The sequence below is a fragment of the Mycobacterium sp. genome (assembly GCF_029961025.1).
Lineage (GTDB): Bacteria > Actinomycetota > Actinomycetes > Mycobacteriales > Mycobacteriaceae > Mycobacterium.
In genome coordinates, this window is sequence record NZ_JASBVP010000002.1 from 350,373 (window position 1) to 367,442 (window position 17,070).

The 17,070-nt window shown below is 66.6% G+C and carries 14 protein-coding genes and 1 pseudogene; 6 read left to right on the plus strand and 9 right to left on the minus strand.

Annotated elements, in window-relative coordinates:
• Window positions 1–113: 113 nt before the first annotated feature.
• The 5 genes and pseudogenes from zomB to glf form a co-directional block, all read right to left on the minus strand.
• Window positions 114–2,021 (minus strand): flagellar motor control protein ZomB, encoded by a 1,908-nt coding sequence (gene zomB, locus QJR12_RS02400; RefSeq protein ID WP_300576510.1) that lies wholly within the window; start codon window positions 2,019–2,021, stop codon window positions 114–116.
• Window positions 2,022–2,085: 64 nt separating this feature from the next.
• Complete coding sequence (locus tag QJR12_RS02405) at window positions 2,086–3,000, minus strand: decaprenyl-phosphate phosphoribosyltransferase (protein WP_300575778.1); 915 nt, start codon at window positions 2,998–3,000, stop codon at window positions 2,086–2,088.
• Window positions 3,001–3,018: 18 nt separating this feature from the next.
• Window positions 3,019–3,579 carry a phosphatase PAP2 family protein gene (locus tag QJR12_RS02410; RefSeq protein WP_300575780.1) on the minus strand — a complete coding sequence of 187 codons (561 nt, stop codon included), beginning with the start codon at window positions 3,577–3,579 and terminating at the stop codon, window positions 3,019–3,021.
• Window positions 3,572–5,485 (minus strand): glycosyltransferase, encoded by a 1,914-nt coding sequence (locus tag QJR12_RS02415; protein WP_300575783.1) that lies wholly within the window; start codon window positions 5,483–5,485, stop codon window positions 3,572–3,574. The genes QJR12_RS02410 and QJR12_RS02415 overlap by 8 nt, the downstream gene beginning before the upstream one ends.
• A 106-nt stretch (window positions 5,486–5,591) precedes the next feature.
• Window positions 5,592–6,755 (minus strand): annotated as a pseudogene (gene glf, locus QJR12_RS02420) (UDP-galactopyranose mutase); the annotation flags it as partial.
• Between the two features lie 209 nt (window positions 6,756–6,964).
• Between glf and QJR12_RS02425 the strand changes: the two are divergent.
• A complete protein-coding gene (locus QJR12_RS02425) occupies window positions 6,965–7,843 on the plus strand; it encodes a hypothetical protein (RefSeq protein ID WP_300575786.1) in 879 nt (292 codons plus the stop codon).
• Window positions 7,844–8,004: 161 nt separating this feature from the next.
• Window positions 8,005–9,630, plus strand: a complete 1,626-nt coding sequence (locus tag QJR12_RS02430) for an N-acetylmuramoyl-L-alanine amidase (protein ID WP_300575789.1) — start codon at window positions 8,005–8,007, stop codon at window positions 9,628–9,630.
• Window positions 9,631–9,690: 60 nt separating this feature from the next.
• On the opposite strand, the gene QJR12_RS02435 is transcribed toward QJR12_RS02430, so the two are convergent.
• From QJR12_RS02435 to QJR12_RS02450, 4 genes are all read right to left on the minus strand, one after another.
• The gene (locus tag QJR12_RS02435; protein ID WP_300575792.1) at window positions 9,691–10,506 is read right to left on the minus strand and encodes an HAD family hydrolase; all 816 of its coding nucleotides are present in this window, start codon (window positions 10,504–10,506) and stop codon (window positions 9,691–9,693) included.
• Window positions 10,507–10,567: 61 nt separating this feature from the next.
• Window positions 10,568–11,320 carry a lysophospholipid acyltransferase family protein gene (locus tag QJR12_RS02440; RefSeq protein ID WP_300575795.1) on the minus strand — a complete coding sequence of 251 codons (753 nt, stop codon included), beginning with the start codon at window positions 11,318–11,320 and terminating at the stop codon, window positions 10,568–10,570.
• Between the two features lie 185 nt (window positions 11,321–11,505).
• Window positions 11,506–12,408, minus strand: coding sequence for a lysophospholipid acyltransferase family protein (locus QJR12_RS02445; RefSeq protein WP_300575798.1), 903 nt, complete (start codon window positions 12,406–12,408; stop codon window positions 11,506–11,508).
• A gap of 388 nt (window positions 12,409–12,796) precedes the next feature.
• Window positions 12,797–13,573, minus strand: coding sequence for a 1-acyl-sn-glycerol-3-phosphate acyltransferase (locus QJR12_RS02450; protein ID WP_300575801.1), 777 nt, complete (start codon window positions 13,571–13,573; stop codon window positions 12,797–12,799).
• Window positions 13,574–13,715: 142 nt separating this feature from the next.
• Here QJR12_RS02450 and QJR12_RS02455 point away from each other — a divergent pair, with 142 nt between their 5' ends.
• The 4 genes from QJR12_RS02455 to QJR12_RS02470 all read left to right on the plus strand — a co-directional run bounded on the left by QJR12_RS02455 (window position 13,716) and on the right by QJR12_RS02470 (window position 17,041).
• Entirely contained in the window at window positions 13,716–14,339 is a 624-nt protein-coding gene (locus QJR12_RS02455; RefSeq protein WP_300575804.1) for a hypothetical protein, read from the plus strand.
• The gene (locus QJR12_RS02460) at window positions 14,336–14,731 is read left to right on the plus strand and encodes a hypothetical protein (RefSeq protein ID WP_300575807.1); all 396 of its coding nucleotides are present in this window, start codon (window positions 14,336–14,338) and stop codon (window positions 14,729–14,731) included. Before QJR12_RS02455 ends, QJR12_RS02460 begins: the two co-directional genes overlap by 4 nt.
• Window positions 14,728–15,336, plus strand: coding sequence for a DUF5134 domain-containing protein (locus QJR12_RS02465; RefSeq protein ID WP_300575809.1), 609 nt, complete (start codon window positions 14,728–14,730; stop codon window positions 15,334–15,336). The genes QJR12_RS02460 and QJR12_RS02465 overlap by 4 nt, the downstream gene beginning before the upstream one ends.
• A gap of 142 nt (window positions 15,337–15,478) precedes the next feature.
• The gene (locus tag QJR12_RS02470) at window positions 15,479–17,041 is read left to right on the plus strand and encodes an MBL fold metallo-hydrolase (RefSeq protein ID WP_300575812.1); all 1,563 of its coding nucleotides are present in this window, start codon (window positions 15,479–15,481) and stop codon (window positions 17,039–17,041) included.
• Window positions 17,042–17,070: the final 29 nt, after the last annotated feature.

Below are 17,070 nucleotides of genomic sequence, written 5' to 3' on the forward strand. Positions count from 1 at the left end.
CAATCTCCGTAGGCCAGACTGCACGCCCTTGACGCGGCAGTGCCCGTGTAGTCAACCACACCGTCGCGCCGAGGTTCTCCCCGAGTGCACCCGGGGCGCCCGGATGAGCGGCATCAGGGGCCGGTCGCGGCCAGACCCGTGTAGCGGGTAGCGCCCGGCTCTGGGAACTCCAACCCACACCTGATGAGCTCGTAGCGCGGCACGCGATCGATCCGGTACGTCGTGAATTGGTAGGAGTGCAACAGGTTTGAGACAAACCGCCGCGGCGTTAACGGGGCGCGAACCGAGTTCAGCACGGCTGCGGTCGCCGGGCATCGCAGCGCGGCCCTGGCCTGTTCCACCCACGCCGGATCCAGATAAGGCGGCACCCCGACGAACGGGCCTTCGGCGATGGCCCAATCCGGGAAGAGGTTTTTGTCGTGCCCTATCCTGGCGTGCTGCAGCCGCCCGGTATGCGCGGCCAAGGGGTTAGCCAAACCGATCTGGTCGATGACCCGAACGTCCAGGCCGACGTTCATGCCCACCATGCCAATGTTGGTGAAAAACACGGTATGAGGCCCTTTTCCGGTTGAATTCCGGCCGGCTGGGGTTCCCGGGCGGGGTGGCGACGCCACCACGGCCGGGACCACATCCCACTGGGTGTAGTTGCCCGACGGCAGGAGCAACGCCCCCGCCGGGGTGTTGTTGAGGGTCACCAGGATTGCCCGCATCCGGGGGTAGTCCAGGTAATCTGCGGCCGTCAGCGGGTGCGCGTGCCCGGTAGCCTGCGCGTAAAACCGGCGCTCGTCGACAATGCCGGAGTAGGTAACGCGGGTGGCGTCATCGCCCATTCCCGGCGAGTTCGCCGCCCACAGCGACCAGCCCGCGACCGCCAGCCACAGCGCGCTCGCGATGCCGGTCAGCCAATAATCGCTCTCCCGGGTTTTCTTTGCCTCGGGGAACACCAGCGGAATGACCGCCACCGGAGCCAGCAGACAAAAGACCGGGGTCAGCAAAACCCGGCCGTGCATAAAGTCGCCGCCTTGGCGGATCCAGTACAGCGCCTGCAGCAATCCGCTGACTTCGATGAACACCACGACGGCGGCCGGGTTGTGCAGCACCCGCGCTAACCGCCTGCCGTGGCGCGACCCGTTGCCCCGGTCGCCGGAGCGCCGGGCCCGGGCCAGCAGCAACACGCCCAGGGCCGACAACAGCACCGCCGGCACCCACAGCGCATACGGCTGGTTGAAATTGGATAAATAGATCATGCCCTGCGTCCATTTGTCGCCGGCCGCGTCCTTGGCCAGCGCGGTGCCCGGCACCAGCAGCCCGTAGTAGCCCATCCGGAAGACCTCGTATGTCACCGGAAGCAGCCCCCCGGAAACCACGATCAGCGCGCGCCGGCGCCAGCCGTCGGCGACGGCCAGCAACATGATCAGCGCCAGCCCGCCGATCAGCGCCAGTTCGGGACGGATCAGCACGCTCAACCCCGCAAGGAAGGCCAGGCCGGCGACGAAGGCCCGGCTCTCCGCGCCCGTCCGCGGGGCCTGCGACCAGCAGACCATCATCCACCACAGCACGCCCAGATAGGCCATCACCAGCCCGCCCTCCAGGCCCGAGGTGGCGAAATCACGCGCCGGTGGTATCGCGACGTAGACCAGCGCCCCCGCTGGCAGCAGCATCGCCCGGCGGCCCCGCAGGCCGGGAGCGTACAGCCGGGCCGCACCCAGCATGACCAGCACCACGCCCAGCACCGACAGCAGCAGGGCCAGCGCCAGCGCCACATACTCCAGACGCATCGGTCCGCCGACCCAGCCGCCCGCATACAGCAAAAAGGTCCACACCGTGGAGGTGTTGGCCTCCACGCGCTCGCCTTCGTTGAACACCGGCCCGTTTCCGGCCAGCAGGTTGCGCACCGTGCGTAAGACGATCAGTCCGTCATCGGCAATCCAGCGCCGTTGCCAAGCCCCCCACCCGAACAACACGGCGACCGCGGCCACGCCCGCCCAGAGGCTCACCCGCGCCGGGAGCTCGTAGGCAATCCACGGCCGGCTCCGCCGCCCGGCCCTGGGCCGGCGGGATAACACGGCGGTCCGGGGATTCGGGTCAGCCGAACGCAACAGCAGCACCAACCGCTCCTATCCAGATCAGCGCCAACAGTTGCAGCACCCGGTCTCGTAACGCGATGTCCTCGGGCTCCCCGGCCAGGCCGCCGTCGACGTCCACCGCGTACCGCAAGATCGCGATGGTGAACGGAACCATTGACACGACGAACCAAGAGCCAGAGTAGCGGTCACGCTCAAACGCCCAGAGCCCATAACACACCACCACCGCGGTCGCCGACATGGTCCAGACGAACCGCAGATAGGTACTGGTGTAGCTTTCCAGCGATTTACGGATCTTGGCGCCCGTGCGCTCGGCCAGTTGTAGTTCGGCGTAGCGCTTCCCGGCCACCATAAACAGCGATCCGAACGCCGCCATCAGCAAAAACCACTGCGATAAGTGGATGTCGGTGGCCGCGCCCCCGGCGATCGCGCGCAGCAAATACGCCGACGAGACGATGCAGATGTCGATCACCGCCTGGTGTTTCAGGCCGTAGCTGTAGGCCAGCTGCATTCCCAGGTAGACGGCCATCACCAGCGCCAGGTTCGGGGTCAGCCACCAGGAGATCACCACGGATGCCACCCCGAGCACCGCGGCCAGCGTGTAGGCCAGCCACTCGGGCACCACGCCGGCGGCGATCGGCCGGAACCGCTTGGCGGGATGCTCGCGGTCGGCCTCGACGTCGCGAACGTCATTGATGAGGTACACCGAGGAGGCCGCCAGGCAGAACGCCGCGAACGCGACACACACGTCGGCCAGCACCGCGACGTAGTCGTAGTGGACGTCGGCGCTCCACGCCGCCAGCGGCGCGGCCAACACCAGGACGTTCTTGATCCACTGCCGCGGCCGGACCGCTTTGACCACCCCGACGATCAGGTTCGCCGGCGGTCCGGTCACCGGCACGACGTCCTCACTCATGGGGCACCCCGTCCGTTGTCACCCGGCGCTCCCCCGCAGGCCGGAGCACCGGCGCGCCGCGCGGCCGCCCTCTCGCCCGTCAACCCGGGCCGTGAGGGCCGCCACCGCGGCGCCCACCGCAACACCCCCGGCGACGTCGCTGGGATAGTGCACCCCCAACAGCATCCGGGACAACGCCATCGGGGGCACCAGCACGACGGGCAGCGGTATTCCGGTGGCGCGGGCCAGCAGCATGGCCGCGGCCGTGGTCGAGGTGGCGTGCGCCGACGGGAAACTCAGCCTACTCGGCGTGTCGACATTGACCGCGAGCGCCGGATGCCGCGGCCGCTGGCGGCGCACCAGGCGCTTGATCAGCACGGCGGCAGCGTGCGCGGTGAGGGCGCCGGCACCGGCAACCAACCAGACGCGCGCCCGTTGCGGCCGGCTCAGCGCACCCAGCAGCGACACCGCCAACCAGCCGAGGCTGTGCTCGCCGAAGTGCGACAACCCGCGCGCCGCGGTCAGCACCGCGGGACGGCCGGCCAGCACCGACTGCAGGGCGACCAATGCGGCGACTTCGCCGCGTAACGGCTCAGCCATGGTCTGGCTCGTTGTCTGCTTGAGTGTCCGCGGCCAGCAGCACCGTTTCCCATTTTTGCTGGCTGGACAGCACCGGCAACGCCTCGCGGTACTTCCGGCGCATCTCGTTGAACCGGCACGCCAGCTGGCGCTGCCGCCGCAGCGATTGCCACAGCAGCGAGAACATCCTGGCCCGGTCACGCTGACGGTAGACCACCCCGCGCCCGTCCGCGGTGGTCACGGTCGCGCCGTCGAGCGTGCATAACTTGAACCAGCGAGCGTCCTGGGTGGGCACGTTGAGCTGGGGGCGCCGATGGTGGGCCGGGTCGGCCTTGGTGAGGTTGTGCAGCGCCCCCCGAGCCAGCCGGTAGCCGACCGCCAACGGGTGCACCGGAGGTTTCACCGGCTTGTTTTTTTGCGACGGCGGCGGTAGCTCGCTGGCGGCGGGCAGCACGATCGCGTCCGGATAGTCCTTGCGGATGCGGTGCACCTCCGGCAGTGCCGTCTTCAGGATCGAGAAGATGTGCTCCGGCCCGGCCAGAAAATCATCGATGGCCTTGTTCTGAATCGCCACCGTCGAATACTCCAAGCAGGCAAGGTGTTTCAGCGTTGCCTTCAGGTGGCTGCGAATCAGGCCGGTGACCGGCCGGTCCCAGTGCATGGCGGCCACCACCAACCGGTTGCGCAGGTGGAAATAGGCTTGCCAGTCGATGGCGTCGTCCTTGTCGCTCCAGGCCATGTGCCAGATCGCGGCTCCGGGCAGGGTGACCGTCGGGTAGCCATGCTCGCCGGCGCGCAGGCCATAGTCGGCGTCGTCCCATTTGATGAACAACGGCAACGGTTGTCCCAGTTCCTCGGCGACCTGCCGCGGGATCAGGCATGTCCACCACCCGTTGTAATCGACGTCGATGCGCCGGTGCAGTAGCGCACTACGAATGTTGTTGTCATTCAACGGATACTTGGCGAAATCATGGTCGTATTCGGTGTGCGGCGCGGCGGTCCACATGAAGTTCGCCCGGTTCACGACCTCACCCATGATGTGCAGGTGCGACGGCTCCTGCAGATTGAGCATCTGCCCGCCCACCAGAATCGGAGTTTTGGCGAAGCGGTGCATCGCCAGCACCCGCAGAATCGAGTCGGGCTCTATCCTGATGTCGTCGTCCATGAACAGGATCTGTTGACAATCAGTATTTTTCAACGCCTCGTACATCACCCGGCTGTAGCCGCCGGAACCGCCTAAGTTGGGCTGGTCGTGGATGGACAGCCGATCGCCCAGTGGTGCCGCGGCCGCTGGGAAATCCGGGTGATCACGAACCTTGGCGGTACCCTGATCTGGTACAATAACTGCACCAATAACCTTGTCCACCAATGGATCTAAAGTGAGCTCCCGCAACGCATTGACGCAGTCGGCGGGCCGGTTGAACGTCGGGATGCCGACGGCGATGTTGGCTGTCCCCGGGGCCGGTGTGGTGGCGTACCATCCGGCACTGCACAGCGTCACCTCGCTGTCGGTGGTGATGTCGAACCAGATCCAGCCGCCGTCCTCGAACGGCTCCAGTCCCACCTCGAACTCCACCGTCACCGGCTGAGTTGGCGTGCCGGCGAATCCGCGGCCCTCGACAAAGATGCGCGCGCCGGTCGCCTTGCTCCGATAGACATCGATTCGCCCGGAACCGATCAACTCGGCGTGCAGCACCACCGAGGTCAACGTCGTCCAGCGTCGCCAATAGCTGGCCGGGAAGGCGTTGAAATACGTCGCGAACGACACCTCGGACTCGGCGGCGATCTGCAGCATCGTACGGCTTACCGCACGCGCGCGCCGGGGATTGGTAAGCGACTCCTCCAGGTACAGTTTGCGCACGTCGAGCGGTTCGCCGGGACGCGGCAGGATCACCCGCGCCAGCAAACTCACGGCCGCACTACCCATCGACAGCCCCGTTGTTGAGCCGCGGTGACGCTGCCGGGCGCGCAGCGGCCTGAGGTGGGGGCACCTCCCGCTCGCGGGGGAGAACCGGCCGCTCCTCGAGGGCCGCGCCATCGCGCAGGTGCGGCGCGAGGACGTTCTCGAACATATTGAGCGCGCTGGCGATGGCCATGTGCATGTCCAGATATTGATAGCTGCCCAGCCGTCCGCCGAACAAAACCCCCGATGACGCGGTCTCGGATCTCGCGCGGGCCCGGTAAGCGGCCAACAACGCGCGATCCGCCTCGGTGTTGATCGGATAGTACGGCTCATCATCGTCACCCGCGAACCGCGAGTATTCCTTCATGATCACCGTCTTGTCCCTCGGATAGTCGCGTTCGGGATGGAAGTGGCGAAACTCGTGGATGCGTGTGTACGGCACGTCCAAGTCGCTGTAGTTCATCACCGGAGTGCCCTGGAAGTCCTCGATCGGCAGCACCTCAACTTCGAAGTCCAGGGTGCGCCAGCCCAGGCGGCCCTCGGCATAGTTGAAGTAGCGGTCCAGCGGGCCGGTATAGACGACGGGGGCTGCGGGATTGGCCGCACGTAGTTCCTCACGGACATCGAACCAATCGGTGTTGAGCCAGACCTCGATGCGCTCGTCGGCGACCATGCTCTGGCACCACGCGGTGTAGCCGTGGACCGGCAGACCCTCATAGGTGTCGTTGAAGTAGCGGTTATCGAAGGTGTAGCGCACCGGCAGCCGGGTGATGTTGGATGCCGGCAGCTCTTTGGGGTCCGTCTGCCACTGCTTCGCGGTGTAGCCCTTGACGAACGCCTCATACAGCGGTCGGCCGATCAGTGAGATCGCCTTCTCCTCGAGGTTTCGCGCCTCGGCGGTGTTGATCTCCGCGGCCTGCTCGGCGATCAGCCGGCGTGCCTCGGCGGGACTGAAATACTTGCCGAAAAACTGGCATACCAGCCCCAAACCCATCGGAAACTGGTAGGCCTGCCCGTTGTGCATCGCGTACACCCGGTGCTGGTAGCCGGTGAAATCGGTGAACTGCCGCACGTAATCCCACACCCGGCGATTGGAGGTGTGAAAGAGGTGCGCACCGTATTTGTGGACTTCGATGCCGGTCTGCGGCTCAATCTCCGAGTAGGCGTTGCCGCCGATGTGGGGGCGCTTCTCGATGATCAGGACACGTTTATCCAGCTGTGTGGCAACACGCTCGGCGATCGTCAGGCCAAAAAATCCGGCGCCGACGACGAACAGGTCGAAGCGAGCGGTCATCGGTTGCCTAGGGTATCCGACCCGGCGCGCTCAGCCTGGTTGACGGCGCACCCAGCACCCGTCGACCAAAGGTCGCAATTGCCTCACAATTCTGTATAGCATCATCAGTCTCATTAGTCACGCCAGTACCATCGACTTCGTAGGGTCAGGTCCTGCCGCACCGGCAGGACGGCCCGCGTTAACACCAAGTCCAGATTGAGGAGACTTCCGTGCCGAACCGACGCCGACGCAAGCTCTCAACAGCCCTGAGCGCGGCTGCCGCGCTGGCCATCGCGAGTCCTTGTGCCTACTTCCTTGTTTACGAATCATTGGCGGGCACGCAGCGTGAGCACCATGAGTTCGTGCCGGCCGCGGTGGCGAGCGACCTGCCCAATGAGTTGATGACTGCATTATCGCAGGGTTTGTCCCAGTTCGGGATCAACCTGCCGCCCGTTCCGAGCCTCACGGGTACAAACTCGGGGCTGTCGCCGACGGGTGTGACACCCGTAGGCACCCCGGGCCTGACCACCCCCGGACTGACGAGCCCCGGACTCACTCCGGGCCTGACCAGTCCGGGCCTGACCACACCCGGCACCACGGGGCCCTCGACGGTCGGCCCGGTGACGGATCCGTCGCTGACCAACCCGGCGCTGACCAACCCCGGCGCGACGACCCCCGGCCTGACCGCCCCCGGAGCGACGACCCCCGGCCTGACCAACCCCGGCGCGACGACCCCCGGCCTGACCGCCCCATCCCTGGCACCCGGGCTCACCAATCCGGCGGGTGTGGATCCGTCGCTAACCGGTCCTGGCGCGATCGCGCCCGGGCTCACCAGCCCCAACGAGGTACCGATCAGCACGCCGGTCGGATTGGACCCGGGAGCCGGGGGTACCTACCCGATTCTCGGTGACCCATCGTTGGGCGCTGCGCCGGCACCGGCCCAGTCGGGCGGGATCATCAGCGACTTTATGAACACCGCCAACCAATTGGGCGCCAGTCAGGCCATCGACCTGATCAAGGGCGTGGTGATGCCGTCGATCATGCAAGCCGTCCACAATGCCGGCCCGGCTGCGGCGGCATCGGCCGCGGCGCCGGCCCCGGCCAGCTGAGCGGAGAAACGTTCACCCTGACGGCACCGCAGAGTCGACCCGATCCCTCGGTATGAGGCCCTGCGGTGCCGTCGACATACGTCGGTCATTGTATTTACTTTCTTCACATAAAAACCGTGTCATAACTGTTATAACAATGATCACATACGTACCATCGCCTCGTGCCGTCACGCCGCGCTGTGCCGACGACTGTGCTTACCGCCGTTGTGGCGACTTTCATCGTGGTGATCTGGGCGACCGGTCCGACACCTGCGACCCGTAATCAGCCGGCCCCGGCCACCCGGCTCAGCCAGCAGCCCTTAATCGGCCTGGCCGGTGGGGTCACGGTTCGAGAAATAACCCAGCGCACGCCGTTTTCCATGGTCGCGTTGACCGGCTCAGACCTCACCGGCACGTCTGCGCGGGTGCGTGCCAAACGCGCCGACGGCTCCTGGGGTCCCTGGTATAAAGCCGAAACGTCAGCCGCGGGGCACGACGGAACGACAGGCGTTCCGCACGGCACCGATCCGGTATTCGTCGGTACCACCACTACCGTGCAGATCGCCGTCAGCCGTCCGCAGGGTGCGTCGGTGACACAGCCAGCCACCCACGAGCCGATACCGGGGGCGGTGGCCGACTTTGACCTGGGATACCGCCCCGCAACGGCCGAAGAGCCCTTCGCGCAGAACATCTCCGCGGTCCTCATCTCCCCGCCGCGGGCCCCGGTCGACACCCAATGGACGCCACCGACGGCGGTTGTGGCGCCGGGCCAGCCCCCGCCGGTCATCAGCCGCGCGCAATGGGGTGCCGACGAATCGATACGATGCGCAAATCCACAGTACAGCAACACTATTCGAGCTGCCGTAATCCACCACACCGCCGGCGGAAATGACTACTCCCCACAGGAATCGGCGGCGATCGTGCAGTCCATCTACGCCTACCACACCAAGACCCTGGGCTGGTGCGACATCGCGTATAACGCCTTGGTCGACAAATACGGTCAGGTGTTCGAGGGACGGGCCGGCGGGATCACCAAGGCTGTCGAAGGATCGCACACCGGTGGATTCAACCGTGACACCTGGGGCGTGGCCATGATCGGCGATTTCGACGACGCTCCCCCGACACCGATCCAGCTTCGCACCGTCGGCCGGCTGCTCGGCTGGCGGCTGGGGATTGACGGCGTCGACCCCAAGGGCAGCGTGACGCTGACCTCCGCCGGTGGCTCCTTCACCAAAGTATCGGCCGGAGCGACGATCACCCTGCCCGTTGTTTTCAGTCATCGTGACGTCGGCAATACCGACTGCCCAGGCAACGCCGCCTACTCGCTCATGGATGAAATCCGTGATATTGCAGCGCATTTCCATTATCCACTCGGTGCCGAGGAGCTGGCTGCCGCACTGCAGGGGGGCGCCATTTACCAGCGATGGCAGGCGATGGGAGGCCCGAACAGCGTGCTGGGCTCGCCGACGTCCCCGGAGTCTGTGGCTGCCGGCTCGGCGCGCTACGTCACCTTCGACAAGGGCGCGATGTACTGGTCGCCCGAGACCGGTGCCCAGCCGGTCACCGGCGCGATCTACAGCGCCTGGGCCTTGCTGGGTTATGAGCGTGGTGCGCTCGGGTTGCCGACCAGTGGGGAGATCCAAGAGCCCCAGTGGGTAAAGCAGAACTTCCAGCACGGCACCTTGAACTTCAACCGGCTCGACGGCACGGTGACGCGCGTCATGGACGGAGTCGCACAGGAATTGCCACCGCCGTCGCCGAGCGGTCCGCCGGTGCAGCTCGAACGGTTCTCACCCCCGATCGGCTGACCACTACCCACCGACCGCTTTGCCCCGGCCATCCGGCACGCACCATCGGCAGGGGAGACCTCACAGCCACCAGCGTTCCAGCACCCGAGCCACCCCGTCGTCGGTGTTGGGGGCGGTGACCTCGTCGGCCGCGGCGATCGCGTCGGGATGCGCGTTGCCCATGGCCACGCCGTGGCCGGCCTGCAGCAACAGCGGCACGTCGTTGGGCATATCGCCGAACGCCACCACGTCGTCGTCGGTGATCCCCAGCGGCCGGGCGATCTCCGCGACACCGGTCGCCTTGCTGACGCCCAGCGGCACGATCTCCACCAGCCCGTTGTCGGTGGAAAAGGTGATATCGCCCTCGATACCGATGTGCTTGGCCAGTTCCGCGGCCATCTCCGCGCTGCGGGCACCGGCCTTGCGGATCAGCAACTTGACCGCGGGTGCGCTGAGCAGGTCCGCCATCGACACCTCGGTGTTATCGGGGTTCAGCCACGCGTGTTCGTAGCCCGGTGAGCTGACGAACTGCGGCGTGGCGGTGTCGTGCGCGCTGCCGCCGACTCGCTCGACCGCAAGCCCCGCCCCCGGGATCACCCGGGTAGCGACCTCCGCCAACTCGGCCAGGGTGTCCACGTCCAGCGTCCGCACCGACACCACCCGGTCGAGCGCGGGATCGTAGATGACTGCCCCGTTGGCGCACACCGCCATCGGCGTGAACCCCAGCGCGTCGATGACCGGACGCACCCATCGCGGTGGCCGCCCGGTGGCAAGGACGAACCGCGCACCGGCGGCGACGGCGGCGTGGATGGCGTGATGGGTGCGCGGAGTGATGCTCTCATCGTCGTTGAGCAAAGTGCCGTCCACGTCACAGGCGATGAGTGCGGGCAGCGTCATCGACTGTTCCCGGACGCGCCGCCAGCCGGGGTCGTCACGACGAGCCGTATCGGCACCGGCATCACCGGCCGGCCTTGCCCCGGTTGTGCGCGCGCTCGAGCAATTCCGCCGCGCGCAGCGCCTTGGACTCATCCGGGGTCGGTGCGCTGCCGCCCAGTCGTCGCGGCACCCAGTGCGCCCCCGGGGGATGCGGATACTCCTCCTGGACCCGGTACAGCAACGAATTCATCCGTTGACGCAGCGTTGCGTTGAGTTGCTCGGGATCACCCGTGGGCGGCAGCGGCCTGCCGGCCACGACGCTGATCGGAACGTTGGCGCGGAACAGGTTCTTCGGGTGGTCTTTGCCCCAGATCCGCTGTGCCCCCCACACAATCAACGGAACAATGGGAACCTGAGCGTCCAGCGCCATCCGCGCCGCCCCGGTCTTAAACGGCCGGAGTTCGAAGCTGCGGCTGATGGTGGCCTCCGGGTGCAGTCCGACCAGCTCGCCTTGCTTCAGCCGCTGCACCGCGGCCGCATACGCCGCGCCCCCGGCGTTGCGGTCCACCGGAATGAGCTTGATGTGCTTGATCACGTAATTGACCGGACGCACCTCTTGCATCTCCGCCTTGATCAGAAACCGGAGCCGCCGTCGCCGTCGGTACGCGGCCAGAGACGCCGGGAGCCAATCCACATAGCTGGTATGGTTGAGCGCGATCACGGCGCCGCCCCGCTCGGGGATATTCTCCAGGCCCTCGAAGTTGATCTTGATTCCATTGGCCGCGACTATCGGCGGGACGATGATCTCCATCATGCGAAAAAAGGGCTCCGCCATGTTCACTGCTCCTGCTGTTGTGCTGTTCCCGGTGTCCTAGCCGCTGGATGGCCGCCGGATGATCGCCAGGTGGCCCGCGGCTTCGAGCGACCCGTGAGTTCTCGCGGGTTTTGGGCTCCTTGTCCGGCTGCGCATCGGACGCCACCGCTGCCCCGGTGAGCGGCCCGTGCCGCCGGCCAGCGTTTTCAGGCGATCCACTTCGACCGATCTGCGGGGTGAGAGCGGGTAAGCGCGCGCCGCTCGGCGCCGGCGTCGTCGTGTTTGGCGTTCACCACCGGCCGGGGCCGGGAAAACAACTCCTTCCGCTTACCGTGTTGTTCCACCCACTTGCGTGCGGTCTTACTGGGTCCGGCCGGGTGGCGCGCCCGCTCGGCGCGCTCGGCGGCTTCCAGTGCCGCCGCCTCCTCGAGGGTCGGGGCACTGCCGCCCAGCCGGCGCGGCACCCAATATGCCCCCTTGGGATGCGGGTAGCTCTCCTGCGTCTCGTGCAACAGCACGGTCATCGCCTGGCGTAGCGCGCTGTGCGTGTGCTCGACGGTGTCGGCGGCAGGTATCGGCTCGCCGATGTTTACGATTACTGGAATTTTATTTCTCCCCAATGCTTTTGGATGATCTTTTGTCCAAATTCGCTGAGTTCCCCAGACAATCAGCGGGATAATGGGCACATCGGCGTCGTGGGCCATTCGGGCCGCGCCGCTTTTGAACTCCCGCAGTTCGAAACTGCGGCTGATTGTCGACTCCGGATGCACGCCGATCAGTTCGCCCTCCCGCAGGCGTTGTACCGCAAGCACGTAGGCATCAGCTCCGGCGCTGCGATCCACCGGGATCAGCCCGGCATGTTTTATCACAAAGTTGACGAGCGGCACCTGCTGCAGTTCGGCCTTGATCAGAAACCGCAGCCGGCGGCCGCGATTGACCGCTGCGTAGGCCGCCGGCAGCCAGTCCACATAGCTGGTGTGGTTCATGGCGACCACCGCCCCGCCACGCTCCGGAATGTGCTCCTCGCCGATGAAGGTGATCCGGGTTCCGGTGACCGCGACGGCGGCTTTGCCGAGGAATTCCAGCACACGAAAGACGGGTTCAGCCATGCCCACTACCCCCTTCGTCTCACCCACCCGGAGCCGGCCTGTCGGGCCACGTGGGGGTCACCCTCGCTGCCAACTCCTCGGCATCCATCCGTGCCACCGCGCTTACAGTCGCACTTGACGCCGGCGCACCGCCAGCCCGTCGGCGCCGCACCCGGTCCCCACCCTCGACGGTGGGACACCGCTCCCGCACCCGGTCCAGCAACGTCGTCATCTTTGCGCGCAAATCGACAGTGACCTGGTCAATGTTACCGCGCACGGGCAATGAGGCGCCCGCCGCAACGGTGACCGGCATCCTGTTACCTGGAGGTCGCCGGCGCCGCTGACAGCCCCTCGGCCATGATTTCGAGACGCGCAACACCGGCCGCCTCCCGGTTTATGCCGGTGGGGTTTATGCCGGTGCGCCGGGAGGGGCCGCCCGTGCGGCGCGGCGGGCCGCCCGTGCGGCCGCCTCCTGGGCATCCAGGCGTGCGGCCTCAGCCGGCGACGGGGCGCCGCCGGAAAGCCGGCGCGGCACCCAGAACTCACCGGCAGGATGCGGCCCGTAGGCTTCCTGCACCCGCTCCAGCAAATGCTGCATCCGGGAATGTAAAAGCGTGGTGAGCTCCGGCGCCGGCAGCGTCGGTTCGATCGGCTCCCCCACCGCGACCGCGATCGGCACCTTCGGGCGAACCAGGTTCTTCGGGTGGTCTTTGGTCCAGATCCGCTGAGCGCCCCACACGATGTGCGGCACGATCGGAACCCCGGCCGCGAGCGCCATCCGGGCGGCACCGGATTTGAGTTCTTTGATCTCGAAGCTGCGGCTGATCGTCGCCTCCGGATAGACGCCCACCAGTTCCCCGGCCTTGAGCAGCTCAACGGCCTTCTCGAACGCCGCCGCGCCGTGACCCCGATCCACCGGGATGTGGCCCATTGCGCGCATCAGCGGCCCGGTGATCTTATGGTCGAACACGTCTTGTTTGGCCATGAACCGCACCTTGCGTCCGAGGCCCTGCCGGTAGGCGGGCAATCCGGCGAAGGTGAAGTCGAAGTAGCTGGTGTGATTGATCGCGACGACCGCTCCGCCGTCGGTCGGCAGGTTCTCCACCCCGGTGATCGTGAACGTCAGACCCTGCATTCGCCACACCAAGCGTGCCAGCCGGATGACAGTCCCGTACACCGGTTCCACGGTGTTCAGCGTAGTGCGAGAGGTGCCCGGCTGAGCCCTTCAGGCGCCCCAACCGTACCCGCGTAGGGTCTCGACCGGTGTTGCGCTCATCTGCTAGGCATAAACGCCGTGAGGCGCCGGGCTGTGAGCGGGTGTGACGGGTGTGAGTAGTGTGTCGGCGGCCGCCGTTGCCGCGACACCGCAAACGCTTCAGGATGCTGCCCGCCGGGCGCGACTGGTCTTGGCCGCCTTCTGGGTGCTCGACGGGTTTTTGCAGTGCCAGCCGTACATGTTCACGCCGGCGTTCGGAAAGCAGGCCCTTGCCGGTGCCGCCCAGGGCAACCCCCGCGTGATCGCCGACCCCATCACCTGGGCCGCGGGCATCGTCGCCGGTCATCCCGGCGTCACCAACGCCCTGTTCGCGATGGTTCAGCTCGCGCTCGGGCTGGGTATCGCGTATCGGAGCACCGTCAAACCGGCTTTGGCCGCGTCGATCGTCTGGTCGGCGGCGGTCTGGTGGCTGGGTGAGGGTTTCGGCGGGGTGTTCACCGGATCGGCCACTCCTGTTTCCGGCGCGCCCGGGGCGGTGATCCTCTATGCGGTGCTGGCCGTGCTCTCTGGCCAACCTCGAACGATGCGCAACCTTCCGGAAGATCTTGGTCGTTTTTGGCCTCCCGGTCCGTCGGGCCGGCGGCGGCGCGAGCGCTCTGGACGCTGCTGTGGGGCTCCGCGGCGTATTTGGCGCTGCAGCCGGCCAACCGCAGCGCCCAGGGGTTGCATGACGTGATCACCTCCATGGCCGCCGGTCAACCGTCCTGGCTGGCGCGCCTGCAGCAGGCTGCCGGCCGGGTCCTCGCCGGTCACGGCGGCCCCGCCGCGGTGCTCCTGGCGATCGTCTTCGCGGGCATCGCCGTGGCCGTGTTCCTGCCGGCACCGCCGACCCGCGTGGTGCTGGCCACCGCCATGCTCGTGACCGGTGTGATCTGGGTCGTGGGAGAAGGTTTCGGCGGTGTGCTGACGGGCCAGGGCACCGACCCGAACTCCGGCCCGTTGCTGGCATTGCTGGTCGCCGTTTACTGGCCGTTTCGCACCTGCGCCCCCCCGGCCGATGAACTCTCGCCGGCGGCCGGGGCCCCCGGTCCCGGCAGCGGCCGGCGGCCGACGGCGCATCAGCGATGAGCGCGCCCTTCTGGTACGACGCCGCGGTCGCCGCGCTCATGCTGGCGACGTCGCTATTTGCCGCCGGGCGGCTGGCCACCGCGGCGCTGCGCCGCCACGCCGTGCACTGCGACGTGGATCTGGCGGATCTGCTGATGGGCATCGCGATGGCCGACATGTTCCTGCCTTCACTCGCCATCCTTCCCAACACGACCTGGGCCCTGGTGTTCGCCGCCGCGATGGTGTGGTTTTTTGCCCGAAGTGTGCGCGAGTATGCCCGCTACGGCCTGTCGGTGCACGTTGCCGGCCACTACCCGCCGCACTCGGTGCAGGCCGGGGCGATGGTCTATATGGGTTTCGCCACCCGGGCTATGCCGGCCATGCCGGGCATGCCGGGCATGCCGGGCATGCCGGGCGCCATGGGCACCGGGGGTGTCGCACAACTGCCGCTGTTCGCGGTCCTGCTGGTGGTGTTTCTGGCCGGTTACATCGTGTTCCTCGCCGACCGGCTCGGCTCGCCGCCGGCCCCGCGAAGTGCTGCGCCGTTGCCGGCGCCGCGCAGCGCCGACCTGCAGATGATCGCGATGAGCATCGCCATGGGCTGCGCCCTGGTCACCATGAGCTGAATTCACGTACGTCAACAACACAACACAACGATGCGTCCCTATCGCCCCCGGATCCTGTGGGTGGTGGCGCCGGCGGCGGTCACGCAGCAGCGTCGGGCCGCTAAGCTCGGAGCGACACCTCAGCGGTTGGGGAAGGGCACCAGTGCGGATCACCAGCATCGGTCACGCCGGCTTCCGGATCGAGACCCACGCCGGCACTATCCTGTGTGACCCCTGGGTGAACCCGGCCTACTTCGGGTCATGGTTCCCGTTCCCCGACAACAGCACACTGGACTGGGACACCCTCGGGCACTGCGATTATCTGTACATCTCGCATCTGCACCGGGACCATTTCGACGCCAAGCTCTTAAGCGAGCACGTCAACAAGGACGCGGTGGTGCTGCTGCCGGACTATCCGCTGCCCGACCTGCGCCGTGAACTGGAGGGGTTGGGGTTTCGGCGTTTCTTCGAGACCACCGATTCGGTCAAACACCGGGTCAGCGGGCCCAACGGCGACCTCGACGTGATGATCATCGCGCTGCGGGCACCCGCCGACGGCCCGATCGGCGACTCGGCGCTGGCGGTCTCCGACGGCGAGACCGTCGTGTTCAACATGAACGACTCCCGGCCGGTGGACCTCGAGGTGCTGGGCTCGCAGTTCGGGCATGTCGACGTGCACATGCTGCAGTATTCCGGGGCGATCTGGTATCCGATGGTCTACGACATGCCGGCACGCGCCAAGCAGGCGTTCGGCATCCAGAAACGCCAGCGCCAGATGGACCGGGCCCGACAGTACATCACGCAGGTGGACGCCAGCTGGGTGGTGCCCTCCGCCGGACCGCCGTGCTTTTTGGATCCCGAGCTGCGTGACCTCAACGACGACCACGGCGATCCCAGCAACATTTTCCCCGACCAGATGGTCTTCCTGGAGCAGCTGCGGGCACACGGGCATCACCATGGGCTGCTGATGATCCCCGGCTCGACCGCAGAGTTCACCGGCTCGCAGTTGAACTCGCTGAGCCACCCGCTTGCCGACGACGCCATCCAAGCCATCTTCACCGGTGGCAAAGCGGCCTATATCGCCGACTACGCGGCCCGGATGGCGCCCGTGCTGGCAGCCGAAAAGGCCGGCTGGGCACCCGCGGGTGGGGATTCGCTGCTGGAGCCGCTGCGCGCGCTGTTCGAACCTCTCATGGCGCAAAGCGACGAAATCTGCGATGGTGTCGGCTATCCCGTCGAACTGGTGCTCGACGCCGGAGGCCATCAAGAGACCGTTGTGTTGGACTTCTCTAAACGTGTTGTGCGCGAACCGATCCCCAACGAGAAATTCCGTTACGGCTTTGCCATACCAGCGGAGTTGGTGCGCACCGTGCTGCGGGACCACGAACCCGACTGGGTCAACACCATCTTCCTGTCCACCCGGTTTAGAGCCTGGCGGATCGGCGGCTACAACGAATACCTGTACACCTTTTTCAAATGCCTGACCGACGAACGGATCGCCTACGCCGATGGCTGGTTCGCTGAAGCCCATGATGACACCGCGTCGATCACACTGGGCGGTTGGCAAATACCGCGCCGCTGCCCTCATCTGAAAGCAGACCTGTCGAAATTCGGTGTGGTGGAAGGCAACACATTGACCTGTAACCTGCATGGGTGGCAGTGGAATCTGGACACCGGTCACTGTCTCACGGCGCGCGGTCATCAGCTGCGGTGCTCACGGCGCTGAAGGCAGCCCGGTGTTCACCCCAGCGCCGC

What these genes read in the sequence shown, in the direction of transcription:
- QJR12_RS02415 (WP_300575783.1), bottom strand. Translation starts at nt 5,485, where the DNA reads ATGGGTAGTGCGGCCGTGAGTTTGCTGGCGCGGGTGATCCTGCCGCGT.
- QJR12_RS02405 (WP_300575778.1), bottom strand. Translation starts at nt 3,000, where the DNA reads ATGAGTGAGGACGTCGTGCCGGTGACCGGACCGCCGGCGAACCTGATC.
- QJR12_RS02410 (WP_300575780.1), bottom strand. Translation starts at nt 3,579, where the DNA reads ATGGCTGAGCCGTTACGCGGCGAAGTCGCCGCATTGGTCGCCCTGCAG.
- QJR12_RS02440 (WP_300575795.1), bottom strand. Translation starts at nt 11,320, where the DNA reads ATGGCGGAGCCCTTTTTTCGCATGATGGAGATCATCGTCCCGCCGATA.
- QJR12_RS02465 (WP_300575809.1), top strand. Translation starts at nt 14,728, where the DNA reads ATGAGCGCGCCCTTCTGGTACGACGCCGCGGTCGCCGCGCTCATGCTG.
- QJR12_RS02435 (WP_300575792.1), bottom strand. Translation starts at nt 10,506, where the DNA reads ATGACGCTGCCCGCACTCATCGCCTGTGACGTGGACGGCACTTTGCTC.
- QJR12_RS02445 (WP_300575798.1), bottom strand. Translation starts at nt 12,408, where the DNA reads ATGGCTGAACCCGTCTTTCGTGTGCTGGAATTCCTCGGCAAAGCCGCC.